Consider the following 22,972-nt stretch of genomic DNA (forward strand, 5'->3'; position numbering starts at 1 on the left):
CAGCCGCAGCGTTCCTCAACCCAACACTCCTCTGAACCATGGCCCATAAGAAAGGCACCGGCTCCACCCGCAACGGCCGCGATTCCAACTCCAAGCGCCTGGGCGTGAAGCGCTACGGCGGCGAAGCCGTCAACGCCGGCTCGATCCTGATCCGTCAGCGCGGCACCTCCGTGCTTCCCGGCGTGAACGTGGGCCGTGGTGCCGACGACACCCTGTTCGCCCTGGTGGATGGCGTAGTGAGCTTCGACACCATCAAGCGCGGCCTGCGCACCCGCAAGCGCATCAACGTGGCTGTCGGCTGAGCTCAGCTGCTCAGGTCTCCTGAACCTTCAAGCCGGCGCCCCCAGGCGCCGGCTTTGTTGTGTCTGCCGCCCGGGCACGAAGGCTCAGAGCAATCGGTAAGCCCGGGTGGTGATCAAGAAGGGGTGAAACACCTCGAGGAAACGGCTCTGCAGCGTGCGGAAGAACCGCTCCACCAGCTGAGGATCATCGAAGTGGAAGGGGTACTCCCCGGCGAAGCCCTTGAAGAAGTACCAATTCAGCAACGCCGTGGCCTCCGCGCTCATCCGTGAGGCGAACTGCTCCAGCTGAGCGCTCGGATCATTGAGGTGCTCCAGCACATCGAGGCACACGATTGTGTCGAACTGCGCCGGCAGCTCAGGCGCCTCGAGATCGCGGAAACAACGCAGCTTCTGCTGCAGCCCGAAGCGCTCAGCGCGGGCCTCCACAAAGCGACGGTTCTCAGGATTGAGATCCACAAACCACACCGCCTCCACCTGAGGCAACGCGGCAGCCGCCAAGGCATGGGTGCCGATGCCGCCGCCGAAGTCGAGCACATGGCCGCAGGCGAACTGGGCCTGCAGCCGCAGCGTGTCGGCGATGTAATCGGCGCTGCTCAGGTGCCAGGCCGCCAGCTCCAGCAGGTGCCCGGTGCCCACGGCGGTTTCGTAGAAGGCCTCCGCCCGTTCCGGATCAAAAGCGCCGGGATGGGCAGCGGCCAGGTCGTCGACGGCCAAGGGCAGGCGCCGCTCCAGCTCCTGCAGCTCCATCGAGAGGTGATCGGCCAGCTGGCGGCGCAGATCAAAGCCTCCCTCGAGAAAGTGATCGAGGGAGAGGGTGGCGGTAGGGCTCATGGCTGCTCACCGTAGTGCTGAGCCCAGAGCAGGACCTAATTCACTGCCCGCACCTGGCACCACCAGCCAACGCCGCAACCAGGCCGTGAGCCAATAAAAGGGCAGGGTGTCCGCCAGGGCCGCCAGCACCTTGAACAGATAACCGCTGGCAATGAAGCTGGCCAGCTGCGGCAGCACCGGCAGCTCGGGCTTCACCGGCAACACGTGGGCGGCGTAGTGGCTGATCAACACCACCGCACTGGTATCCACCAACTGGCTCACCAGGGTGGAACCGTTGTTGCGCAACCACAGGGCCCGGCCGCCGCTCACCCGCTTCCAAAAATGGAACAGCCGCACGTCGGTGAATTGGGCGGCCATGTAGGCCACCATCGAGGCACCCACCGCCCCGAAGGCCAGATCCTGCACCGCAAAGAAGGTGGCTTCCGGCGCGCCGGGCAAACCGGGCAACACACCCCCCAGCCACAGGATCAACACGATCCAGCCATTGAGCAGCAACCCCACCCACACCAACTGGCTGGCGCGCTCCTCCCCCCAGATCTCGCTGATCAGATCCGTGCAGAGGAAGGTGACCGGATAAGGCAGTGCTCCCACAGCCACCACCACCGGCCAGGAGCCGATGCTCCCCAGCTGCAGAAAGCGCGTGAGCCCAAGGATGTTGAGCATCCCCATCGTGCCGAGAAACAGCCCGGCCAACACCAGGAAGGCCAACTCCCGCCGCCGCTGCAACACCCCTGCTGGCACCGCTGGCAACACTGCATTGGCATTCGGCGTGATCCCACGTGGCATCGCAACGGCGCCGGCAGCCTCCCAAGCCTGGCGAGATCAAGGCGCGGCGCAATGGGAGCATCAAAGTTCTGCACACCCCCCTGCTTTGATCTGCGGCTTCCTGGTGCTCGACAAGCCCGCCGGCCTGAGCTCCCACGGCTGCGTGTCGCGGGTGCGGCGGGCCTATGGCCTGAAGCGCGTGGGCCATGGCGGCACCTTGGATCCGGCCGTGACCGGCGTGCTGCCGATCGCCCTGGGGCCCGCCACGCGGCTACTGCCCTATCTGAGCGGCGATAAGACCTACCGCGGCGTGGTGCAACTGGGTTTGCGCACCGACAGCGACGACCTCGAGGGGCAGGTGCTGGAGCAGCAGGCGATCCCGCCCCTGAGCACCGCCGAGCTCGAGGCGGCCCTGGCGCCCTTCCGCGGCGCGATCGAGCAGCGACCGCCGGCGGTGTCCGCCGTGCATGTGAATGGGGAGCGGGCCTACAAACTGGCCCGTGCCGGGCAGGCGGTGGAGCTCCAGCCGCGGCCGGTGAGCATCCACCGCCTGGAACTGCTGAGCTGGAACCAGGAGCTCGGGCAAGTGGAGCTGGAGGTGAGCTGCTCCGCCGGCACCTACATCCGCTCGCTGGCTCGAGATCTGGGGGAGACCCTGGGCTGTGGCGGCAGCCTGGCGCGGCTCAGGCGCACCGAAGCGCTGGGGTTCCAGCTCGAGCAGAGCGTGGCGCTGGATCAGCTCGACAGCGATCCCCCACCGGCTCTGGTGGATCCGCTCCTTGCCCTCAGCCACCTCCTTCAACACCGGCTGGAGGCTGATCAGCTGCCGGGCTGGCGTTGCGGCCGGCTCCAGAGCTGTGATCCCGCCTGGCCGATCGACGCACCAGTGGTGGTGGTGGGCCCGGATGGCAACCTGGCGGGCATGGCCCGCGTGCAGGCTGGCGGCCAGCTGCAGCCTCGACTGGTGCTCGATGCCGCCGGCTGAACACCAGCGCCGCAGTCGGCCAGAGTCGCCCCAACCCTTCGTTTTCTTCCGCAGCAACCATGGCCGGCCACAGCCGATGGGCCCAGATCAAGCGCACCAAAGCGGTGGTGGATGCCAAGCGCGGCGCCGTGTTCACCCGGCTGGGGCGCGAAATCATGGTGGCGGCCCGGGCGGGCGCAGATCCCAACGGCAACTTTCAGCTGCGCACGGCGATCGAAAAGGCCAAAGCCGCGCGGGTGCCCAACGCCAACATCGAACGGGCGATCGCCAAGGGCTCCGGTCAGGGGGGCGGCGGCGCCGATGCCTTCGAAGAAGTGCGCTACGAGGGCTACGGCCCCGGTGGTGTTGCTGTGCTGATCGAAGCCCTCACCGACAACCGCAACCGCACCGCCGCCGAGCTGCGCCTGGCCTTCAGCAAAAACGGGGGCAACCTCGGGGAAACCGGCTGTGTGGGCTACCTGTTTGAGCACCGCAGCGTGGTGCGGCTGGTGCAGCCTGGCCTGGCGGAGGACACACTCCTGGAGCAGCTGCTGGAGCTGGAAGAGCAGGGTGGCCCGGCCGTGATCAGCTACGAGCTCGACCCCGATGGCGCCGAAGTGCTGGGCGCTTTTGAGCAGCTGGAAGCCCTCCAGGACGGCCTGCGCAACCAAGGTTTGCCAGTGAGCAGCTGGGAGCACCGCTGGATCGCCAGCACCCCCTGCAAATTGGAAGATCCCCAGGCCTTGGCCGGCTGCCTGAAGCTGCTGGATGCCCTCGAAGAACTCGATGACGTGCGCAGCGTGACGAGCAATCTCGAAGCCGATGAAGCTCTGATGGAGGCGGCCCTCAGCTGAGCTCCAGCTGCGCTGCGGCAGCCCGGTCCACCACCACCTCCAGGCATGGATGCCGCTGCAGCCAGCTGGCCGGCACCTCCGGGCAGGGGGGCTCCAGCAGCGTCCGCCGCAGGATCTCGGCCTTGGCGGCGCCGGTCACCACCAGCAGCAGCCGGCGGGCCGCAAGGATCTCCGCCGTGCCCAGGGTGATCGCCCGGGCAGGCACAGCAGCTGGATCGCCCCCAAAGGCCCCAGCGTTCTGCTGGCGCGTGGCGAGGCTGAGACTGAGACAGCGGCAGGGCTCAGCCTCCGAGCACGGCGGTTCGTTGAAGCCCACATGGCCGTTGCTACCGAGCCCCAGCAGTTGCAAATCAATGCCGCCGGCCGCCGCCACGGCGGCGCTGTAGCGATGAGCCTCGGCATCTGGATCGAGCGCCAGACCATCAGGAATCGCCAGGCATCCAGGCTCGAGCTGCAACGGCCCGGCTAGCTGCCGCTGCATGAATGCCGCGAACGACTGGGGGTGATCCGGCCCCAGTCCCACGTATTCATCGAGGTTGAAACTGCACCAACGGCGCAACAGCGCCTGCCGTTGCGGCATCGCCAGGCCCAACAACCGTTGCCGCAGAACGGCATACACCGGTTCCATCGTGCGGCCCGTGGCCAGACCCAGCACAACCGCCTGCTCTAGGGCTTGATGCAGACGCTCCGCCACACAAACCGCCACCGCTTCCGGATCAGCCTCCACCCACAACTGACGCTGCCAGGAGGGGGAGGCGAGGAATGTGGGGGATGCGATCAAGGCGAAACGGCCAGAGAGCGCGGGCTGTCGTTCGTCCAGCCTCGCCCAGCAGCGGTGGTGCGCGCCAGCTCGCTGTAGGGCTGCAGGGCCGTGCCTCGGTAGTAGTGCTTGAGGATCGAACTGAACGACTCACCGCGCTGGGCCATCGCCAGCGCCCCCCACTGGCTCATCCCCACGCCATGGCCGAAGCCACGGCCCACAGCCACCAGCTGCACCACCTCCGGGGTCTTGGTGGAGGGCACCGGCAGGGAGAAGGCCGGCAGAGGCGGTGGCGGCAAAACGGGCACAACAGCCGTAGCGGCATCCGACTGCGAGCCAGTCAGGAGCGGCACCGCGCCAGCGGCAGGAACGGGCGCCGTTGCGTCAGCGGTGGGCACCAACTCAAAACGCACCCAAGTGCTTTTCAGACCCAAGCGGGAGCGCAACTGAGCACCAGTCAGCGACAGCTGGCCGCTAGGCCCCACCACCCGGGCTTGCCGCACACGGCCGGTGGGCGTGGTGGACACCACATCGATACCCAGGGCTCCACCGAGCTCCGGAAACGCTCGCTGCAAGCGGGAGCGATCGAGGGGCAAACGCCAATCGCGCACTGGTGAAGCCTGATCAAAATCCGGCACGCTCACCAGGTACGGCAACTGCCGCGGCCACAGATCGCCGCTGCTCTCGGTGCTGCCGCCGCTGCTGCTGTGAAAGACCGCGTCGATCAGGGCGTTGTTGTAAGTGAGCACCAAGCCCTGGGTGGCCTGCACCGCCGCGTGGGTCGAGGGGGTCTCCGCTTCCACGCCCTTGTACACCTGGCTGGCGGTAGTGGCCTGCACATCGAAGACCGCCGAGCGCTTTCTGGCCTTGAGGGCATAGGTGCGGGCAGCCACAGCCTGGGCCTGAAGCGCTTCCTGGGGCCAACTGGCTGGCATTTCGCTGCCCACCACGCTGGGCAGATAGGTCTCCAAAGGCACGTGGTTCACCGCCTGGAGCTGCCCGCCCTGCGGAATGAGCTGCAGGCGGCCGCGGTAGCGACGCTGGCCAACCCATACACCTGGGTCAGGCTCTTCGGCACCAGCCAGCGCCTCCAGCCACACCTGCCGCAGCTGCCATTGCTCGCTGTCGGATCCATCTGCATGCACCAGCCGCAGCCAAGTGCCATCGACGGAGGCCTGGAGCACCACCTGGCCGCTGAACTCCTCCAGGACCCGTCCCTGGGCATCGCGCAACCGCAAACCTGCGGCCGAGAGCGCAGGTCGAAGCCGTGCCTCCTGCCCTTGCACCACCAACACCCGCAGCACGGGTTCGCCGGCCTGGCTGGCGGCAGCTGATCGGCTCGCCTGGGGCTGAGCCGAACGGGCCATCACCCCCTGGGGCGCCAACAGCGGAGCCAGCACGAGGAGCGCTCCCAGCGGCAGGCGTCTCAAGCGAGCCATCGCGGGCCAAACAGGCAAGGCAGGCCATTGTTACGAGTGGATGGGCATCTCGCCAGTGCCAGCCGTCGACGCCGTGGCACCATCGGATCAGTCACACCGGGGAGCCTCCGGCCGGCCGTGCAGGTCACCTTCCTCGGCACCAGTTCCGGCGTCCCCACCCGCGGCCGCAACGTATCGGCCGTGGCCCTGCGCCTGCCGCAACGGGCCGAGCTCTGGCTGTTCGACTGCGGGGAAGGCACGCAGCACCAGTTCCTGCGCAGCGAGCTGCGGGTGAGCCAGCTCCGGCGGATCTTCGTGACCCACATGCATGGGGATCACGTGTTCGGCCTGCCGGGGCTGCTAGCCAGCCTGGGGCTGGCGGGCACCTGCAATGGGATCGACCTCTACGGCCCCGATCCTCTGCGGGACTACCTCGAGGGTGTTCTGCGCACCTCCTCCACCCGCATCGGTTACCCGCTGCGGAGCCATCGCGTCAAAGACGCCGCCAGCAGCGGTGCCCTGCTGCTCGATGACGATGACATCACCGTGCGTTGCACGAAGCTGATCCACCGGGTTCCGGCCTACGCCTATCGGGTGGACCAGAAACCACGCGCCGGCCGCTTTGACGTGGAGCAGGCCCGTGCGCTTGGGATCGCGCCTGGACCGGTCTACGCCGAGCTCAAGGCCGGCCGCGAGGTCGTGCTCGATGACGGCCGGATCATCAACGGCGCCAGCCTCTGCGGCCCGGAACGCCCCGGCTGCAGCGTTGTCTACTGCACCGACACCGTGTTCAGCGAAGCGGCGGTGGAGCTGGCCCAGGGGGCCGACCTGCTGATCCACGAGAGCACCTTCGCCCACGCCGAAGCGGAGATGGCCTTCGCCCGCCAGCACTCCACCAGCACCATGGCCGCGCAAACCGCCTTGGCTGCAGGGGTGAAGCAGCTGATGCTCACTCACCTGAGCCCGCGCTACGTGCCGGGTAATCCCGTCACCCCCGACGACCTGCTCAACGAAGCCCGGGCGATCTTCCCCAACACCGAGCTGGCCAAAGACTTCCTCAGCGTTGAAATCGCCCCGGAAGACAGCTGAGGCTGCAACAGTTCGTGAGTGCCTGGCGCTGCGCCAACCAGCAGGCCCATCGGCCGTGATACAAGGGCTCTGGCGCGGTCTCTACCGCCACCTTGCCGGCTTTTTCGATGGCCTCTTCCTTCTCTTCTGCCCTCCGGACCCTGGCCCGGATGCTGGTTCTGCCCCTGGCGCTGCTGGTGGGTCTGGCCGGCCCCGCGCAGGCTGCCCAGTGGACCGCTGACCAGCTCACCGTTCCCGTCAACGCCGACGGTGCTTCGGTGACCTTCAGCGAACAGGAAGTCAAAGCGGGCCGCAAGATCTTCAACAGCAGCTGCGGTGAGTGCCACGCCGGTGGCATCACCAAGACCAACCAAAACGTGGGCCTCGATCCCGAGACCCTGGCCCTTGCCACACCCGCCCGCGACAACGTGGACGCCCTGGTGGACTACATGAAAGACCCCACCAGCTACGACGGCGAGTACAGCATTGCCGACGTGCACCCCAGCATCCGCAGTAGCGATGTTTTCGTGAAGATGCGCGATCTCAGCGACGAAGACCTGCGCCTGATGGCCGGCTTCATCCTGGTCGCCCCCAAAGTGCAGGGCGCCCAGTGGGGCGGCGGCAAGATCTATTTCTGATCTAGTTGCTCGTTGACTCTCTTCAGACCCCTCCAGCCGGAGGGGTCTTTTTTTTGATCCTCACGGATCGAGCGGCGGCGGGCTGACGTTCTCAGGCTCGAAGGAGGTGGGTTGCTTGCTGTACCACCACTCCTGCAGGGGCCCGCTGAGCCGCAGCGAAAACAACGTGAGCACGGTGACGGTGGGCCTGGAACCCGGCTGCAGCAGCTCCACCGCATAGGAGGGGCAGCGGCGGGCGGCCAGATCGGCCACGAAGCGGCGCCCCACCCGCCGCCAACTGGGCTCCTTGCTACGCCAGGCGATGCGGCAGCAGGGCCAGGGGAGCTCCTCGCGATCAAACAGACGACAGCAGGGCCCGAGCACCCGAAAGCTGTACTGCCCGCCGGGGCTGGTGTGCTCCGTGCCGTGGGCATAGAGCGCCTGCACCTGAGGTGGCGTGGATGCCGAGGTGGAAGCAGCGGTCACGGCGAGCAAAGCGCTTAAAGACAAAAAAACCACCCCGAAGGGTGGTGGCGTGAAGCGAAACAGACAGGGCGTGAAGGGTCACGCCCAGCTGGAGCTCAGTACAGCTCTTCTTCGGCGTGGGTCTTGATGGTGCAGTCGCTGGTGGGGTAGGCCACGCAGGTGAGCACGAAACCAGCTTCGATCTGGTCGTCGTCGAGGAAGCTCTGGTCCGACTGGTCCACGGTGCCAGCGGTGATCTTGCCGGCGCAGGTGCTGCAGGCACCAGCACGGCAGGAGTAGGGGAGGTCGATGCCCTGCTCTTCAGCGGCGTCGAGGATGTACTGGTCGTCGGGAACCTCGATGGTCTTGTTGAGGCCCTCTGCCTCGCTGATGAGGGTGACCTTGTAGGAAGCCATGGAAGGGATTGGGGCTCACAGGCTCCTGGGAAAGTTCCCGGGCCCGTAGGACGGACCCTTCCTACATCCGCCAAGGTGTCGTTCTGGGGTTCTGAGGGCGTCTGGCCGCGAAGCCCAATCAGAACACAGGGCACAGATCAGCGTGCCTTATGCAACATCAGCAGATCCGGGGCGCTGCTCTTCAGGCGCGCCGGATCGTCATCAAGCCCCACTGGCTCTGCTGAGCGGTGAGTTCCGCCTGCCAGCCCTGCTCCGCCAGAGCCTGCTCCAGCCGGGGCGCCTGGTCCACCAACAGGCCGCTAAGCAAGCCGAGACCATCGGCCGCAAGCACCGTGTGGAACTCCGGACACAGCGCCTCAATCACCGGGGCCAGGATGTTGCAGAGCAGGAGATCGGCCGGCTGGCCGCCCAGCAGCTCCGCCAGGCGCTCCACCGAGCCCAGCTCCACGGTGAGGCGATCGGCAAAGCCACTCACCACCCCGTTGTCGCGGGTGGCTCGCACGGCGAGGGAGTCGGTATCGGCCGCAGCCACGCTGCTGGCGCCCTGAAGCAGGGCTGCAATGCCGAGGATGCCGCTGCCGCAACCCAGATCCGCCACACGGATCGGCCCCAGGTCGGGACGCTGCTCCGTACCGCGTTGCTGAGCCAACTGCTCGATCGCCTCGAGGCAGAGGCGGGTGGTGGGATGGCTGCCGGTGCCGAAGGCGCTACCGGGATCCATGCGGATCACCAGGCGATCGGCGTGTTCCGGCGGCAAGTCGAGCCAAGCCGGCAGGATCAACAGCCGCTCCCCGACGGGATCGGCCTGCCAGTGCTGCTTCCAGCTAAGGCTCCAATCCTCGTCGTCCTGCTGCTCCCAGGCGATCGGCGGCAGGCTGAGGCCGAAGGTGTCGGCAAGGGGCGCCAGGGCCTGCTCCAGCTGCTGCCGTTCCGGCTCCGGCCAATCGGCTTCGGGAAGCCACGCCACCAGCTGCCGCTGATCCGGAGCCTCTGGGCGATGGCGCACCGCCACCCTCGGGATTCCGAGGGCGTTGAGCTTCCAGATCAGCGATTCTTCGAGCTCGGGAAGCGCGGGAAGCTCAAGCCGCCACCAGGAGAGCGTCATCAGCGGGTGCCTCCGCCGTCAGAGGGTGACCGGATGGGCTTCCTGGATCCCCTCGATGCCGTGGATGGTGGCCAGCAGGCTGGCGGGCAAGGGATCGTCGAGGCTGAGCACCATCACGGCGTCGCCACGCACGATGCGGCGCCCCACCTGCATCGAGGCGATATTCACGTTGTGCTCGCCCAGCACCGAGCCCAGGTTGCCGATGATGCCGGGCATGTCGCGGTGACGGGTGAACAGCATGTGGCGGCTGGGGGCCACGTTCACCGGGAACTCATCGATGGTGGTGATGCGCAGCTCGCCATCGGCGAACACCGCTCCGGTCACGGTGTGATTGCCATTGGCGCCCTTGGAGCTCAGCTGCAGCGAACCGCCGGCGAAGTCGCGGGCGGCATCGTCCTTCACCTCGAGCACGTGGATGCCGCGGTCTTTGGCCTCTAGGCCGGCGTTCACGTAGTTGATCGAATCGCCGAGGGCGGTGGACAGCAGGCCCTTCAGGGCCGCAATCACCAGGGGCTGGGCCGGATGGCTGGCGAATTCGCCCTGCAGCCGCACTTCCAGCTCGCTGATCTGACCGCCGGCGAGCTGGCTGAGCAGCTGACCCAGGGTTTCCGCCAGCTGCAGATGGGGCTTGAGCTGCTCCATCACCTCGGCGTTGAGGCCGGGAATGTTCACGGCGCTGCGGGCCGGCAGGCCCAGCAGCACGTCGCGAATCTGCTCGGCCACATCGATGGCCACGTTTTCCTGGGCCTCCTCGGTGGAAGCGCCGAGGTGCGGGGTGAGGATCAGCCGCTCGCTCACGCTGCGCAGCGCTGAATCAGCCTCCAAGGGCTCTTTGGCGTACACATCGAGGGCAGCGCCGGCGATCACACCCTTCTCCACCGCTTCGGCGATGGCCGACTCATCGATGATGCCGCCGCGGGCACAGTTCACGATGCGCGCCGTGGGCTTCATCGTGCGCAGCAGCTCCGCATTCACCAGGTTTTCGGTGTCGGGGGTGCGAGGAAGGTGCAGGCTCACGTAATCGGCCTCGGCGAACAGCTCCGCCAACGGCAGCAGCTTCACCTGCATCTGCTGGGCGCGCTCGGGCGACACGAACGGGTCATAGGCCAGCAACTCCATGCCCATGGCCTTGGCCACCCGAGCTACATGGGAGCCGATCTTTCCCAGACCCACCACACCGAGCTTCTTCTTGTAAAGCTCGTTGCCCACATATTTTTTGCGGTCCCAGCCGCCGGCCATGGTGCTCACGTGCGCATGGGGCACATGGCGCGACAGCGACAGCATCAGCGCCAGCGCATGCTCTGCGGCGGCGATGGTGTTGCCTTCGGGTGAATTCACCACGATCACGCCACGCTTGGTGGCGGCGGGTACATCCACGTTGTCCACGCCCACACCAGCGCGGCCAATGATCCGCAGCTTGCCGGCGGCTTCGATGATGTCGGCCGTCACGGTGGTGCCGGAGCGAATCATCAGCGCGTCGTAGTCGCCGATGATCTCCTTGAGCTGCTCGGGCGGTAAGCCCGTGCGCACATCCACCTGAGCCACCTGCGACAGGATGTCGATCCCTGTCTGATCAATGGGATCGGAAACCAGAACCTTCGTCATGACCCGGCGGGGTGGGGGCGGCCGGAGGTGAAGTGTAGAGAGGGGGGTCTCACCCCCATCTCGCAGGAGAGAATCAACCCTTCTCAGGGCCGGGTTCGTGGGCAGCAGCGTGGTGGTGGTGGTAGCGGAGCGCAAACGGCTGCGGCAGCTCAACACGGAATTGAGCCAGCTCACCCCGCCCCCGCAGCGGCTGGTGGCCATCGGCCAAGGGGAAACCGACATCGCCGAGATCGCTGATCTCAATCCCGCCCTCGCGCGCCGGCTGCGTCAGCGGCGCATGGCCACGTGGTTGATCCCCTTTGGATTCTTCGCGGGCCTCACCTTCACCTTCATCACCGACCTCGACACCTTCGCCTTCGCTGGCTCGATCGGCTCCCACCTAATCGGTGGCCTGCTGGGACTGGGATCGGGCTGGATGGGCAGCTTCGCCGCCGCCGCCAGCGTTAGCTCCGATGTGGACGACCGGGTGCGGGCCCTGCGCAACCGGCTTGAGGAGGGCAACTGGCTGCTGCTGGTGGAAATGCCGAGCGGTGTTGAGATCCCCTGGACCCGTCTGCAGGAAGGGCGGCCCAAAGCGGTGGTGCGCCTCAACGACAACTGAGGACCCGCGATGCTGCCGCGCGACACCTTGCTCAAGGGGAGCCGCCGCCCGCAGGAGCTGGCGGGCCTGATCGATCTGGCGGAGCAGGCGCTGCGCACCTGGGAGCCCTGCTGGAGCGACTTCGTGGATGCGGAACTCAAGGAAGAAGCGGAGGCCCGTCTCGGCGCCTTGAGCGAAGTGGACCTATGGGCCGATGGAGGCTGGCCCCAGGCGGAGCGCTGCCGGCTGCTGGTGCGCCGAGCGGATCAGGCCGATCTGGTGGATGCACCGGCCCCCCTGGCCGAAATCTGCGGACTGGTGGTGAGCGGCAACTTTCTGTTTGACCCCGCCGAGCCAGCCGATGTGCGCGAAGGGCTACGGCAAGCCGGGCTCCAAGACAGCGATCTGGGGGATGTGTGGATGCGAGGCGATCGGGGCGCCCAGGCCCTGATCCGCAAGGAAGCAGAAGTACTGGCCGACCAGCGTGAGGCGCAGGTGCGCAGCGTGCCGGTGCAGCTGCAGGTGGTGCCGTTGGAGCAGCTGCAGTGGCCGGCCAGCCGCGCACCCAAGCAGCTGAGCAGCGTGGAGGCCTCCCTGCGGCTCGATGCTGTGGCATCAGCCGGACTCGGTCTCTCCCGTAGCCGCATGGCCGACTTGATCCGCCAGGGATCGGTGCGGGTGAACTGGCAGGTGATCACCAGCCCCAGCAAGGAGCTGCGCTGCGGTGATCGGGTGCGACTCGATGGACGCGGCGAGCTCGAAATCCTGGAGATTCAGCCCACCAAGCGGGATCGCTGGCGCCTGGTGATGCAGCGGCGCTGAGGAACCCGGCTGCTAGGTTCCTGGGGCCGCAAGGCTCTGAGGGCGATTAGCTCAGAGGTAGAGCACTACCTTGACACGGTAGGAGTCACTGGTTCGATTCCAGTATCGCCCACTTGTTTTCTTGCCCACGCAGGTGATGTCGCTGCAGGTGGTGCTGGGGCTCGGGCGTTCAGGCGTGGGCGCGGCCCGGTTGCTTCATCAGCGAGGCGCATCGGTGCTGGTACTGGAAAGCGGCGACGGCCCGGCCCTCCAGGAACGCGCTGATGCCTTACGCCGCGAAGGCATTGCCGTTCATTTAGGCGTCCCCCTGGAGCCGGCCAGCTTCACGGCGCTCGAGGTTCAGCCAGCGCGGGTGATTGTGAGCCCAGGCATCCGCTGGGATCACCCCACTCTCAAAGCCCTGCGTCAGCAGGGCATTCGTACCGATGGCGAAATCACCACCGCCTGGGAAGCCAGTGCCGGAGTCCCCTGGATTGGCATCACCGGCACCAACGGCAAAACCACCGTCACCCATCTGATCGCCCACCTGCTGGAGCAAGCCGGGCTTGACGCCCCGATGTGCGGCAACGTGGGCTTCTCTGCAGCAGAGCTGGCCCTGGCGCGCAGCGGGGCCAATGCTCCTACGTGGCTGGTGGTGGAGCTGAGCAGCTACCAGATCGAATCGGCACCGGCCCTGGCCCCGCGCATCGGCGTGTGGACCACCCTCACCCCCGATCACCTGGAGCGCCACGGCACCCTCGACAACTACCGGGCCATCAAACGCAGCCTGCTGGAGCACTCAACGGTGCGCGTGCTCAACGCCGATGATCCCGACCTGCGCAGCCGCGCCGCCAGCTGGGATCAGGCCCGTTGGGTGACGGCCGAGAGCCGGGAGCAAGCCCGTGCCGCCGGCATCGAACCCCATCTTTGGATCGAGGCGAATCAGGTCTGCCAGGCGAGTGGACCACTGCTGCCAGCCGATGCCCTGGCGATGCCCGGTGCCCACAATCGCCAGAACATGCTGATGGCGGTGGCGGTTGGTCTGGAGGTGGGCCTGAGCGCCGAACAGATGGCTGCAGCCTTGCGCTGCTTTCCCGGCGTGCCCCATCGCCTCGAGCTGATCCGAGAGCGCGATGGCGTGCGCTGGTTCAACGACAGCAAGGCCACCAACTACGACGCCGCTGAGGTGGCGCTGCGCGCACTGCAAGGGCCCTTGGTGGTGCTGGCCGGCGGTGAAGCCAAACAAGGCGAAGCGGCTGGATGGCTTGCCGGGCTGGAGCGAGAGGCCCGGGCTGTGGTGCTGTTCGGCGCCGCGCGGGACACCTTTCAACAGCTGCTGGAGGCCAGCCATTACAGCGGGGCGGTGCATCGGGTGGCTGGACTGAGCGAGGCGGTTCCCCTCGCCCAGCGACTGGCGGCTGAGCAGAACTGCCGAGCGGTGCTGCTCTCACCGGCTTGCGCCAGCTTTGATCAGTACCGGGATTTCGAAGCCCGCGGCGACCATTTCCGCCAACTGGTGCAGAGCCTCTGACCCAGATCGGTCTCCGTGATGGAGCACCGCTAGCCTCGCCGCAACGCACCCAGCAGCAATGGCCTTCTGGCTGATGAAAAGCGAGCCCGATGTGTACGGGATTGAGCATCTAAAGCAGGAAGGCACAACGCTCTGGGATGGCATTCGCAACTATCAGGCGCGCAATTTCATGCGTGCGATGCAGATCGGCGACCGCGCTTTCTTCTATCACTCCAATGCCAAACCGCCCGGCATTGTTGGGCTGATGGAGGTGATTGAGACCGGATTGGTCGACCCCAGTCAGTTTGATCCCACCAACAAATACTTCGATCCCAAATCCAGCCCAGAGAAGCCCCGTTGGGATTGCGTGCGGCTGCGCTACGTGGGCAGCTTCGGCGAGCTGCTGAGCCTCGATGCCCTGCGTGAGCAGTTCAGCGTGGAGGAACTGCCGGTGGTGCGCAATGGCAATCGCCTCTCGATCCTGCCGGTGCCGGAGGCCAGCGCCGAACGCTTGTTTGAGCTGCTGGGGCCTCTGTGAAGCCGATCCGGCTGAACAGCTGGGTCGCCTTCCAGCAGAGCTGGAGAGGCATCGCTCACCAGCCCTTGCTACTGGCTTTCAGCCTGGTGGCTCTGGGCACACACCTGTCCGGCTGGGCCCTGTTTGCGGGCGGCGAGAGGGTCGATAGCGGCGTGTTGGCCGCGCTCCTGCGCCTCGGCGGCATTGCCCTTTATGGCGGCAGCCTGATCTGGATGATCGAGGGCTTCACCCTCGCAGGCCTGGCGATCGCGCGGGAGCAGACCATCCACTGGCAGGAGCTCAGCCCCAGCGAGTGCCGCCACAGCGGACGACTGAGCCTCTACCTGGCCTACCTGGCCGGCGCCCTGCTGGCGGTGGCGCTGATCACCGGCCTGATCTGGTCGCTGGTGCTGTTGCTGCTGCCCGGCCTGAGTGCGGCGCCGGCGCTGCTGGGCCTGATCGCCGCCTTGGCCGTGGTGATCAGCCAATTATTTGGGCCGTGCCTGGTGCTCGACACCCGCCTGAGGGGCACCGCGCTGTTTCGCCAGGGCGTGTGGCTGCTAGAGCATCACGGCCCGGGACTGTTACTCCTGTGCAGCGGCCTGGTGGGGCTGCTGTTGATTCCACTGCTGATCGGGCTAGTGGCGGAAGCGCTGGTCTCAGGGTTGGGGCTTCTGGCCACGCTGGTGGCGTTGGTGGGGGTGCTGCCCCTGCTCACCACAACGGTGACGGGGGCCTACGTGCAGCTGCGGCCGGAACTTCAAAACAACCCCGGCGAGGTTACGGCCAGCCTCAAGCAATCGGATCGCTGAAGCGGCGCTGCTGGGGGAAGAGGTTGGCGAGATAGCAGCGGGTGATCTCGCGGGTCTGAACGCCGTTCTGCACCAGGAAACCGGCCAGGGCCGCTTGGAACAGGCGGTACTGATCCCAGTTGGGATGGGCCTCAATGAAGCCCTGCATCGACTGCAGCAGGGGCTCAGGCACCTCAGCGCGCATGCTCACCGTGGCGGCACTGTCCATCCAGATCTCCCCGTAACGCCCACCAGTTCTCCACAGCGCCGGGCGCCGGTCAACAGGCTCCCAACCGGACGATTCCCAACCGCTCTCAGGGCAAGATCGGCGCTCGCAGCAGGCCTCTGGGGCCATGCGTGCAGGGGCAGCTCAGCCCGCTGCCTGGCCCAGCGGGCGCTGTCAACGGGAAAGCGCAGAACCGCACCGTTCTCCCCAGCCGCCAGTGCAGCCGGGTCACGCGCCGCAAGCGCCTGTGGAAAAACCGTGCAAAACCTTGGGGAGTGTGGGTGGAACGCTGGGAGAACGCCGCTGATCAGCAGTGCTGATCAGCGGCTGAATCTCGTGGCCAATCTCATCGCGACAGCTCAGGCAAGCTGATCCCCATGACCATTGCCCTGCTCGGAACAGGCCTGCTCGGCAGTGCCATCGCCACGCGGCTGCTCGGCTGCGGCCACACGCTCACGGTGTGGAACCGCAAACCCGAACGCTGCCAGCCCCTAGTGGACCTCGGGGCCCAACAGGCCAACAGTCCGGCGCTGGCCGCTGCCCAGGCCGACTGGCTGATCACCGTGCTCAGCGACGGACCCACCACCCAGAGCGTGTTGATCGATCAGGTGGGAGATGCGCTGCGAGGCCGCCGTGTGCTGCAGATCGGCACCATCGGGCCGGCTGAAAGCCAGCAACTAGCTGATGCGGTGCATGCACTCGGCGGCTCCTATCTGGAGGCACCAGTGCTGGGAAGCCGACCTGAAGCCCTGGAGGGCAACCTGCAGCTCATGGCCGGTGGCCCGGATGAGCTCATGGAGGAAGCTCTGCCGCTGCTCCGCCAGCTCAGCCAGAAGCCCGTGCATCTCGGCCCGGTGGGCGCGGCGATGACCACCAAGCTGGCCCTCAACCAGCTGATCGCCAGCCTCACCCACGCCTTCAGCCTTTCGCTGCACCTGGTGCAGCAAGGCGGCGTGGCGGTGGAGCCCTTCATGGACCTGCTGCGCAGCAGTGCCCTCTACGCCCCCACCTTCGACAAAAAGCTGCAGCGCGAACTCAGCGGCGACTACAGCAACCCCAATTTCCCCACGGCCCACCTGCGCAAAGACCTCGATCTGTTCATGGCCGCCGCGCAGCAAGCCGGGCTCAACAGCGAAGGGCTAAGCGGGCTTGCGGCTCTGCTGCAGCGATCCAGCGCCGCCGGCCTCGACGAGCTCGACTACTGCGCACTGCACCAGCTCACGGCTGGCCAAACAGCTGCTGCAACGCCTGACTGAACGGCCGGGCCGCAGCGACCGACCAACTCCCCTCCACTGCCCGCTGCCCTGCCTCGGGCGTGAGCACCACCCGCAGCAACCAACTGCTGCGATCGCCCTCAATGGCCAACCACCACGGATCGCGCTCGAGTTCCAGCTCGATCGATTCCTCCTCCATCAGCTGATCCACCAGCCCCTGATGCTGGGCCACAAGATCCGACACCGCATCCCGCAGGGCCGATGCCTCGAGCTCGGTGAGTTCTGCGGCCCAGCCTTCACCAGCCATCAACACAGAAAAGGGCTGACGGCTGCCATCCCAGGCCAACCGCCAACCCTCTCCTTCGCGCTGGATCACCGCTGCGAGCCTCAGCCAGGCAGCAGGTCGGGCTGGTCCTGTTCGTCGCTGAGCTCGATGATGGCGCGCTGCACAGGCTTCACCATCGAATCTTCCAGCAGGCCGTCGAAGTCATCGAAGCGGCGCTGCTTGGCGCGGAAAGCGATGCGAACGGTGGTGAGGTAGCGGTTGCTGGAGAAGCGAACCAGGCTCTCGGCGCGCTGCGCGAGCTCTTTGGGGCTGACGTTGACGCCGAGATACATGAACTAATCACCAATCGATTCATCGTAGGTCAGCAAGCTGCTGGGCAAGGGCACCCGCACCGGAAACACCAGCGGCTCGCTGCCTGGGGCCAGCAGCCGAATCTCCCGAACCAGGGCCAGGGCTTCCAGGGGCGGCCGCAGCAGATCGATCACGCGGCACACCACCGCCCGATGGGCGCCGTCCCGGCATTCGATGCGCAACCCATTCCAGCCGCGCGTGACCCGGCAGGCCCAGAGCGGGTCGAGACGGCGCAACAACTCCGGATCCTCCCGGTAAAACGACAACACGGCCTGCAACACCCGCTCCATCGCCAGCACCGCCTCTCAGAGACCCACTGGTCTCACCATGCAGGCGATGGTTGCGCCACGCTCAGGGGCGTTGTCTTCCCTTCAGCTTTCAACCGTGGCCGGCACCCTCGCCATCGACCTGGGCAGCACCACCACCGTGGTGGCCTTCCAAGGCAGTGGAGAGGCGCCTCCCGAGCTGCTGGAGCTCACACCGATCAGCACCCGCGATCCGGCCGTTGTGCCCAGCTTGATCTGGCTCAAGGAGGCGTCATCCAGCCAGGCGTTGATCGGCCGCCAGGTGATCGAAGCCGGCCTGCTCGAGCAGGGGGGCACCGAGCTGCATCGCGACTTCAAACGCCGCATCGGCGGCGGCAACCCAGAGCCTCGCAGCGGCTGGCTCAGCCCGGAGCAGAGCGGCCAACTGCTGCTCGAGCAGATCTGGCAGCGGCTACCGCAGACCGTGCAGCCCGAACGCCTCGTGCTCACGGCACCGATCGACAGCTACCGGGGTTATCGCCAATGGCTGCTTGAAGCCACCAGCCAGCTGGCGGTGCCGGAAATCGCCCTGGTGGATGAACCCACAGCGGCGGCAATCGGTGCGGGGCTGCCGCCAGGCAGTCGGGTGTTGGTGGTGGATATGGGCGGCGGCACCACCGATCTCTCGCTGGTGGCGCTGGAGGGAGGCGAGGGCAAAGCGGCCCCGATCGCCCAGCTGCTGCGCTTCGGCGGCCGCGACCTCACCGCCAGCCGCCAGAGCCTGCGCACCGCTCGCGTGCTCGGCAAAGCCGGCCTGGCCCTGGGGGGGCGTGATCTCGATCGTTGGATTGCCGCCGACCAGGTCAAGCGGCGCCCCGAGCTGGCCTCACTGGATCCCTCCAGCCCCTCGCTGCTAGAGGGGTGCGAGCGTTTGAAGTGCCAGCTCACTGATGCCGAGGAGGCCCTGACCCTCTGGAGCCCTGGCCCGGGCGCGGCACCGATCGAACTGCGCCTGAGCCGCCGCGAGCTCGATCTGCTGCTGCGGCAGCGGCAGCTACTCACCCTGCTCGATGAGCTGCTGGAGCAGGTGCTGGCTGCGGCGCGGGGCTGCGGGGTGCAAGCTGACGACATTGATGCCGTGCTGCCGGTGGGAGGCAGCAGCAGCCTGCCGCTGATCCGCAGCTGGCTGCAGGAGCGGCTGCCCCAGGTGCCGCTGCGGGGGGAGCGCCCGGTGGAGGCCGTCGCCCTCGGAGCGCTACGGCTCACGCCGGGGGTCGTCGTAAGAGACGTGCTGGACCGCGGGGTGTCGCTGCGCTGCTGGGACCAGCGCAGCAGCGAGCACCGCTGGCACCCGCTCTTTCTGCCGGGGCAGCCCTGGCCGAGCGAACAACCGCTAACGCTGCGTCTGGCCTGCAGCCGCAGCGGCCAGACCAATCTGGAACTGGTGCTCGGGGAACCCCTGGCCGAAGAACGCAGCGAAGTGGTGTTCGTGAACGGGCTGCCCGTGCTGCGGCGCCAGAGCGCCGGTGCGGCGGCAGTGCAGGACTGGAGCCAACAGCCCGCGGCGATTCCGCTCACACCAGCCGGAGAGCCCGGCAGCGACCGGCTGGAGCTGCGGTTTGCCATCAACGCCCGCGGGGAATTGGTGGTGGATGGTCGGGATCTAGCCACCGATCAGCCCCTGCCGCAGCGCTGCTTGGGCCGCGTGCGCTGAGGTGACGGCTGCAGGGCTGCACCCGAATGGGTGATCCAGGGGGCATCGATCCATAGAACGGATGGATTGATCGGGCACCCCCTTGGCCATCCGCCGCCACCGGCTCCCGCGCTTCTGGCTGGTGCTCACCCTGGGATTGGTGGCGGCCGGCGTGGGCACGGCCTACTGGTGGGAAAAGCAACTGCCGGGGCGCCTGGAGCGGGCTGCGGAGCAAGGCCGGCTCGACGATTGCTTGCGCTATGGCGAGCAGCTGGCGGCCCTGCGCTGGCTGGGAGGCAAGGCGCCCCTGGAGCAGGGCCGCTGCCGCCGCCTGAAGGCCGAGGAGCTATGGCGCCAAGGGGCCTGGGCTGAGGCCTTGAAGCTGCAGCTGCAACTGGTGAATTCCGGCACCAGCACCCCCGCTGATCAGCAGCAGCTGCTCCGGTGGCAGCAACAGCTTGAAAGCAGGGCTTTGAACCTCTACCGCGAAGGCCGCCTGGAGGAAGCCCTCAAGCTGCTCAACACCCTCAACGCCGCCCACAACGCCAGTGGCACCGCCCTCGGCGATCAGCTCAGCGAAGAGTGGAACCGGCAGAAATTCCTCAAGCAGCGGGCGGAGCAGCTGATTCCGCAGCAGCGCTGGTGGGAAGCCCTCGATGCCCTCAACCGGATCGAACATCCCTGGTGGAAGCAACAATCACTGGCCCTACGCGGCCAAGTGGAGAAAGGAATCGAAGGCCTGCGCAACGGCCACGAGGAGGAGCACGACGCCCACGGCGGCCAGCTCGACTCCAACGTGCCTGCCGAACGGCTCAACGACCTGATCACCCAAAAGCTGGCTCAGGGCATGGATGACTGGCAGGCCTTCAGCGCAGCCTGCCGCGAGCTCGGCGGCCGGGTGGTGGAAGCCGGCCCCGAAACCGCCTGTCGCCGCTGATCACGCGTGACAGGATGGATCCCCCCATCCCCACCACCCGATGCAGGCAGGAGATCAGGTCAAGGTCAGCCAGAGCGTGGTGGTCTTCCACCATCCCGAGCATCGCGGCCAGGCCTTCGATCTCAAGGGCCAACAAGGAGAGGTGTTCCAGGTGCTCACCGATTACAAGGGCCGCACCATCAGCCCCACCATGCCGGTGATCGTGGCCTTCGGGCGCTTCCGCGCTCATTTCCGCAGCGATGAGCTGGAGCCAGTGGCCTGAGGCCCTGCTTAGCCAGCCTCTTTGATCAGAAACACCCCTTCCTCCTGATCGATCGATTGGAGGCAGAGCGCAATCAACTCCTGCCTGCTGGTGGGAACCACCCGGCCGCAGAAATCCGGTTGGATCGGCAGCTCCCGATGGCCGCGGTCCACCATCACCAACAACCGCACCCGCCGGGGCCGACCCCACGCCTGCAGAGCCTCAAGGGCGGCGCGCACGGTGCGCCCGGTGAAGATCACATCGTCGACCAACACCAGATCGCGCCCCTCCAGATCGGCGGGCAACTGGGTTGGGGTAGCCAGACGGGTGCCGATGCGATCGAGATCATCCCGGTGAAACGTGGGATCGAGGCTGCCGCAGGCGATTGGATGCCCGCAAAGCGCCTCCAAACGTTGGGCCAGCACCTCGGCCAGGGCCACACCGCGGGTGGGAATCCCCAGCAGCACCAACTGATGGCTGTCAGCAGCGCTCTCCAGCACCTGAGAAGCAAGGCGATTGAGGGTCCGCCCCAGCTCGTCGGCCGAGAGGATCTCCATGCGATCGGCTGACATGCGTGCGCTGCAGGGCGCCGATGGTACCGGGATCAGCAGGTGTGGCCAAAAGCTGACGCAGCCGGGATCACAGTGGGACCCGATCAAGGCGCGGGGTAGGTTGGCATGAGAAGGCGTTGCGGCGAGGCAGGATCGAACGGGTGACAGCTTCTGCGTCGACCGAGCCAGGGCAGGAACAGGAACCACCGGCGAACGGTTACGGATCCGGGCCCGGAGCCGAATCCAAACGCGGAGGGGTCTCCCCTGTGGTGTTGTGCATCCTCGATGGCTGGGGCTACCGCCACGACGACGCCCATAACGCCATCCGTGCCGCAGAAACACCGGTGATGGATGCCCTCTGGCATGCCTATCCCCACACCCTGATCGAGGCCAGCGGCGCTGATGTGGGCCTGCCTGACGATCAGATGGGCAACTCCGAAGTGGGGCACCTCACCATCGGCGCCGGCCGTGTGATCCGCCAGGAGCTGGTGCGGATCAGCCAAGCCGTGCGCGACGGCAGCATCAACGACAACCCTGAACTCAATGCCCTGGCCGACCGGCTGGTGGCCAACGGCAACACGCTTCACTTGATCGGGCTCTGCTCCGATGGCGGCGTTCACAGCCACATCGACCATCTCGGCGGTTTGTTGCTGTGGGCTGCGGGCCGCGGGCTCCAAAAGGTGTGCGTGCACGTGATCACCGACGGCCGCGATACACCCACACAAAGTGCACCCGGCTACCTGCGCACGATCGAGGCACAGATCGAGAAGGCAGGCGTGGGCAGCATCAGCACGATCTGTGGTCGCTACTGGGCCATGGACCGCGACAACCGTTGGGATCGCACCGAAAAGGCCTACCGCCTGCTCTGCAACGACAGCCCGGCCGATGCTGCCTCCGCCCAGGAAGCCCTCGAGAGCGCCTACGCCAGCGGCACCACCGACGAATTCATCGAACCCACCCGACTCGGCCCTGGCTGCATCGCCCCGGGCGATGGTGTGGTGTGTTTCAACTTCCGCCCGGATCGGGTGCGACAGATCATCCGCGCCCTGGTGCTGCCGGAGTTCAACGACTTTGAGCGCGAGCAAATCAACGATCTCGAAGTCGTCACGTTCACCCAATACGAAGCGGGCTTGCCTGTGGCGGTGGCCTTCCCGCCGGAATCTCTCGATGGCCTATTGGGCCAAGTGGTTTCAGAGTCCGGCCTCCGCCAGTTCCGCACGGCCGAAACCGAGAAATATCCCCACGTCACCTATTTCATGAACGGTGGCATCGAGCAGCCCTACCCCGGTGAAGACCGCCATCTCGTGCCCTCTCCCCGGGTCGCCACCTACGACCAGGCCCCGGCCATGTCGGCTGAGCAACTCACCGACCACTGCATCGCCGCCATCAACAAGGGCATCTATGCCCTCGTGGTGATCAACTACGCCAACCCCGACATGGTGGGGCACACCGGCGAAATGAACGCCACGATCGATGCGATTCGCACGGTGGATCAGAGCGTGGGGCGCCTGCTGGAAGCCACCAACCGCATGGGCGGCACCTTGCTGGTGACCGCCGATCACGGCAATGCCGAACTGATGGAAGGGCCTGATGGCCGGCCCTGGACCGCGCACACCACCAATCCCGTGCCCGTCATCCTGGTGGAAGGAGAGCAGCGCAAGCTGCCAGGCCACGGCAACGCGGTGGAACTGCGCAGCGGCGGCGGCCTGGCCGATATCGCTCCCACCCTGCTGGAGATCCTCGGCCTGCCGCAGCCCTCGCGCATGACGGGCAGCTCCCTGGTTGTGCCAGTCGGTAGCACCGCCGTGCCCAGCCGCATCCCTCAGACCCTGGGGGTCTGATCCGGCCCACTAGGCTTC

At 66.7% G+C, this 22,972-nt stretch carries 28 protein-coding genes and 1 tRNA gene; 16 read left to right on the forward strand and 13 right to left on the reverse strand.

What is annotated here, in order from left to right; genetic code table 11:
• The first annotated feature begins 38 nt into the window (after window positions 1-38).
• Complete coding sequence (rpmA, locus tag CB0101_RS06560) at window positions 39-302, forward strand: 50S ribosomal protein L27 (protein ID WP_010310807.1); 264 nt, start codon at window positions 39-41, stop codon at window positions 300-302.
• An 84-nt stretch (window positions 303-386) separates the two neighbouring features.
• Here rpmA and CB0101_RS06565 read toward each other — a convergent pair whose 3' ends face one another.
• A complete protein-coding gene (locus tag CB0101_RS06565) occupies window positions 387-1,133 on the reverse strand; it encodes a bifunctional 2-polyprenyl-6-hydroxyphenol methylase/3-demethylubiquinol 3-O-methyltransferase UbiG (RefSeq protein WP_010310809.1) in 747 nt (248 codons plus the stop codon).
• Window positions 1,134-1,139: 6 nt separating this feature from the next.
• Window positions 1,140-1,919 carry a queuosine precursor transporter gene (locus CB0101_RS06570; RefSeq protein ID WP_010310812.1) on the reverse strand — a complete coding sequence of 260 codons (780 nt, stop codon included), beginning with the start codon at window positions 1,917-1,919 and terminating at the stop codon, window positions 1,140-1,142.
• 103 nt (window positions 1,920-2,022) lie between these two features.
• Between CB0101_RS06570 and truB the strand changes: the two genes are divergently transcribed.
• Together truB and CB0101_RS06580 are read left to right on the forward strand one after the other, a co-directional pair.
• Window positions 2,023-2,883: a tRNA pseudouridine(55) synthase TruB gene (gene truB, locus CB0101_RS06575; RefSeq protein ID WP_168187917.1), complete on the forward strand. Its 861-nt coding sequence runs from the start codon at window positions 2,023-2,025 to the stop codon at window positions 2,881-2,883.
• Between the two features lie 59 nt (window positions 2,884-2,942).
• On the forward strand, window positions 2,943-3,716 hold the full coding sequence (locus CB0101_RS06580; RefSeq protein WP_010310816.1) for a YebC/PmpR family DNA-binding transcriptional regulator: 774 nt from the start codon (window positions 2,943-2,945) through the stop codon (window positions 3,714-3,716).
• On the opposite strand, the gene CB0101_RS06585 is transcribed toward CB0101_RS06580, so the two are convergent.
• Together CB0101_RS06585 and CB0101_RS06590 are read right to left on the reverse strand one after the other, a co-directional pair.
• The gene (locus CB0101_RS06585) at window positions 3,709-4,494 is read right to left on the reverse strand and encodes a glucosamine-6-phosphate deaminase (RefSeq protein ID WP_210409975.1); all 786 of its coding nucleotides are present in this window, start codon (window positions 4,492-4,494) and stop codon (window positions 3,709-3,711) included. The genes CB0101_RS06580 and CB0101_RS06585 overlap by 8 nt on opposite strands.
• Window positions 4,494-5,915: a SpoIID/LytB domain-containing protein gene (locus CB0101_RS06590; RefSeq protein ID WP_010310820.1), complete on the reverse strand. Its 1,422-nt coding sequence runs from the start codon at window positions 5,913-5,915 to the stop codon at window positions 4,494-4,496. Before CB0101_RS06590 ends, CB0101_RS06585 begins: the two co-directional genes overlap by 1 nt.
• Before the next feature lie 117 nt (window positions 5,916-6,032).
• Here CB0101_RS06590 and CB0101_RS06595 point away from each other — a divergent pair, with 117 nt between their 5' ends.
• Both CB0101_RS06595 and psbV read left to right on the forward strand, forming a co-directional pair.
• The gene (locus CB0101_RS06595) at window positions 6,033-6,983 is read left to right on the forward strand and encodes a ribonuclease Z (RefSeq protein WP_010310822.1); all 951 of its coding nucleotides are present in this window, start codon (window positions 6,033-6,035) and stop codon (window positions 6,981-6,983) included.
• Window positions 6,984-7,090: 107 nt separating this feature from the next.
• Complete coding sequence (gene psbV, locus CB0101_RS06600) at window positions 7,091-7,600, forward strand: photosystem II cytochrome c-550 (protein WP_029553087.1); 510 nt, start codon at window positions 7,091-7,093, stop codon at window positions 7,598-7,600.
• A 60-nt stretch (window positions 7,601-7,660) separates the two neighbouring features.
• Here psbV and CB0101_RS06605 read toward each other — a convergent pair whose 3' ends face one another.
• The 4 genes from CB0101_RS06605 to serA form a co-directional block, all read right to left on the reverse strand.
• A complete protein-coding gene (locus tag CB0101_RS06605) occupies window positions 7,661-8,065 on the reverse strand; it encodes a hypothetical protein (protein ID WP_050778807.1) in 405 nt (134 codons plus the stop codon).
• A gap of 95 nt (window positions 8,066-8,160) precedes the next feature.
• Entirely contained in the window at window positions 8,161-8,460 is a 300-nt protein-coding gene (locus CB0101_RS06610) for a ferredoxin (protein ID WP_010310832.1), read from the reverse strand.
• A gap of 181 nt (window positions 8,461-8,641) precedes the next feature.
• Window positions 8,642-9,565: a 50S ribosomal protein L11 methyltransferase gene (gene prmA, locus CB0101_RS06615; protein ID WP_010310833.1), complete on the reverse strand. Its 924-nt coding sequence runs from the start codon at window positions 9,563-9,565 to the stop codon at window positions 8,642-8,644.
• A gap of 18 nt (window positions 9,566-9,583) precedes the next feature.
• Window positions 9,584-11,170 carry a phosphoglycerate dehydrogenase gene (serA, locus tag CB0101_RS06620; protein ID WP_010310835.1) on the reverse strand — a complete coding sequence of 529 codons (1,587 nt, stop codon included), beginning with the start codon at window positions 11,168-11,170 and terminating at the stop codon, window positions 9,584-9,586.
• A gap of 97 nt (window positions 11,171-11,267) precedes the next feature.
• Between serA and CB0101_RS06625 the strand changes: the two genes are divergently transcribed.
• From CB0101_RS06625 to CB0101_RS06650, 6 genes are all read left to right on the forward strand, one after another.
• Window positions 11,268-11,771 (forward strand): hypothetical protein, encoded by a 504-nt coding sequence (locus tag CB0101_RS06625; protein WP_010310836.1) that lies wholly within the window; start codon window positions 11,268-11,270, stop codon window positions 11,769-11,771.
• Between the two features lie 9 nt (window positions 11,772-11,780).
• Window positions 11,781-12,572, forward strand: coding sequence for a photosystem II S4 domain protein (locus tag CB0101_RS06630; protein WP_010310838.1), 792 nt, complete (start codon window positions 11,781-11,783; stop codon window positions 12,570-12,572).
• A 40-nt stretch (window positions 12,573-12,612) separates the two neighbouring features.
• Window positions 12,613-12,684: transfer RNA gene (locus CB0101_RS06635), tRNA-Val, on the forward strand.
• A 24-nt stretch (window positions 12,685-12,708) separates the two neighbouring features.
• Window positions 12,709-14,082, forward strand: coding sequence for a UDP-N-acetylmuramoyl-L-alanine--D-glutamate ligase (murD, locus tag CB0101_RS06640; protein WP_029553088.1), 1,374 nt, complete (start codon window positions 12,709-12,711; stop codon window positions 14,080-14,082).
• A gap of 58 nt (window positions 14,083-14,140) precedes the next feature.
• The gene (locus CB0101_RS06645) at window positions 14,141-14,599 is read left to right on the forward strand and encodes an EVE domain-containing protein (RefSeq protein ID WP_010310843.1); all 459 of its coding nucleotides are present in this window, start codon (window positions 14,141-14,143) and stop codon (window positions 14,597-14,599) included.
• Window positions 14,596-15,390, forward strand: a complete 795-nt coding sequence (locus CB0101_RS06650; RefSeq protein WP_010310846.1) for a hypothetical protein — start codon at window positions 14,596-14,598, stop codon at window positions 15,388-15,390. The genes CB0101_RS06645 and CB0101_RS06650 overlap by 4 nt, the downstream gene beginning before the upstream one ends.
• Here the strand turns inward: CB0101_RS06650 and CB0101_RS06655 are convergent.
• Complete coding sequence (locus CB0101_RS06655) at window positions 15,371-15,598, reverse strand: DUF2811 domain-containing protein (protein WP_010310848.1); 228 nt, start codon at window positions 15,596-15,598, stop codon at window positions 15,371-15,373. The genes CB0101_RS06650 and CB0101_RS06655 overlap by 20 nt on opposite strands.
• Before the next feature lie 374 nt (window positions 15,599-15,972).
• Here CB0101_RS06655 and CB0101_RS06660 point away from each other — a divergent pair, with 374 nt between their 5' ends.
• Window positions 15,973-16,851 carry an NAD(P)-dependent oxidoreductase gene (locus CB0101_RS06660; protein ID WP_010310850.1) on the forward strand — a complete coding sequence of 293 codons (879 nt, stop codon included), beginning with the start codon at window positions 15,973-15,975 and terminating at the stop codon, window positions 16,849-16,851.
• On the opposite strand, the gene CB0101_RS06665 is transcribed toward CB0101_RS06660, so the two are convergent.
• Genes CB0101_RS06665 through CB0101_RS06675 form a run of 3 tightly spaced genes read right to left on the reverse strand, consistent with a single transcriptional unit; the run spans window position 16,814 to window position 17,736 of the window.
• Window positions 16,814-17,185: a DUF1818 family protein gene (locus CB0101_RS06665; RefSeq protein WP_010310852.1), complete on the reverse strand. Its 372-nt coding sequence runs from the start codon at window positions 17,183-17,185 to the stop codon at window positions 16,814-16,816. The two genes, CB0101_RS06660 and CB0101_RS06665, sit on opposite strands and share 38 nt — an antisense overlap.
• A gap of 11 nt (window positions 17,186-17,196) precedes the next feature.
• Window positions 17,197-17,427, reverse strand: coding sequence for a DNA-directed RNA polymerase subunit omega (locus CB0101_RS06670; protein WP_010310854.1), 231 nt, complete (start codon window positions 17,425-17,427; stop codon window positions 17,197-17,199).
• Between the two features lie 3 nt (window positions 17,428-17,430).
• Complete coding sequence (locus CB0101_RS06675; protein ID WP_010310858.1) at window positions 17,431-17,736, reverse strand: hypothetical protein; 306 nt, start codon at window positions 17,734-17,736, stop codon at window positions 17,431-17,433.
• 94 nt (window positions 17,737-17,830) lie between these two features.
• On the opposite strand from CB0101_RS06675, the gene CB0101_RS06680 reads away from it, so the two are divergent.
• The 3 genes from CB0101_RS06680 to CB0101_RS06690 all read left to right on the forward strand — a co-directional run bounded on the left by CB0101_RS06680 (window position 17,831) and on the right by CB0101_RS06690 (window position 20,583).
• Entirely contained in the window at window positions 17,831-19,405 is a 1,575-nt protein-coding gene (locus CB0101_RS06680; protein ID WP_010310860.1) for an Hsp70 family protein, read from the forward strand.
• 82 nt (window positions 19,406-19,487) lie between these two features.
• A complete protein-coding gene (locus CB0101_RS06685; RefSeq protein WP_010310862.1) occupies window positions 19,488-20,321 on the forward strand; it encodes a hypothetical protein in 834 nt (277 codons plus the stop codon).
• Between the two features lie 40 nt (window positions 20,322-20,361).
• Window positions 20,362-20,583 carry a ferredoxin-thioredoxin reductase variable chain gene (locus CB0101_RS06690; protein WP_010310864.1) on the forward strand — a complete coding sequence of 74 codons (222 nt, stop codon included), beginning with the start codon at window positions 20,362-20,364 and terminating at the stop codon, window positions 20,581-20,583.
• 8 nt (window positions 20,584-20,591) lie between these two features.
• Here CB0101_RS06690 and pyrR read toward each other — a convergent pair whose 3' ends face one another.
• A complete protein-coding gene (pyrR, locus tag CB0101_RS06695) occupies window positions 20,592-21,134 on the reverse strand; it encodes a bifunctional pyr operon transcriptional regulator/uracil phosphoribosyltransferase PyrR (RefSeq protein WP_010310866.1) in 543 nt (180 codons plus the stop codon).
• A gap of 245 nt (window positions 21,135-21,379) precedes the next feature.
• Here pyrR and gpmI point away from each other — a divergent pair, with 245 nt between their 5' ends.
• Window positions 21,380-22,954: a 2,3-bisphosphoglycerate-independent phosphoglycerate mutase gene (gene gpmI / locus CB0101_RS06700; RefSeq protein ID WP_010310868.1), complete on the forward strand. Its 1,575-nt coding sequence runs from the start codon at window positions 21,380-21,382 to the stop codon at window positions 22,952-22,954.
• Window positions 22,955-22,972: the final 18 nt, after the last annotated feature.

The sequence above is a fragment of the Synechococcus sp. CB0101 genome (assembly GCF_000179235.2).
Lineage (GTDB): Bacteria > Cyanobacteriota > Cyanobacteriia > PCC-6307 > Cyanobiaceae > Vulcanococcus.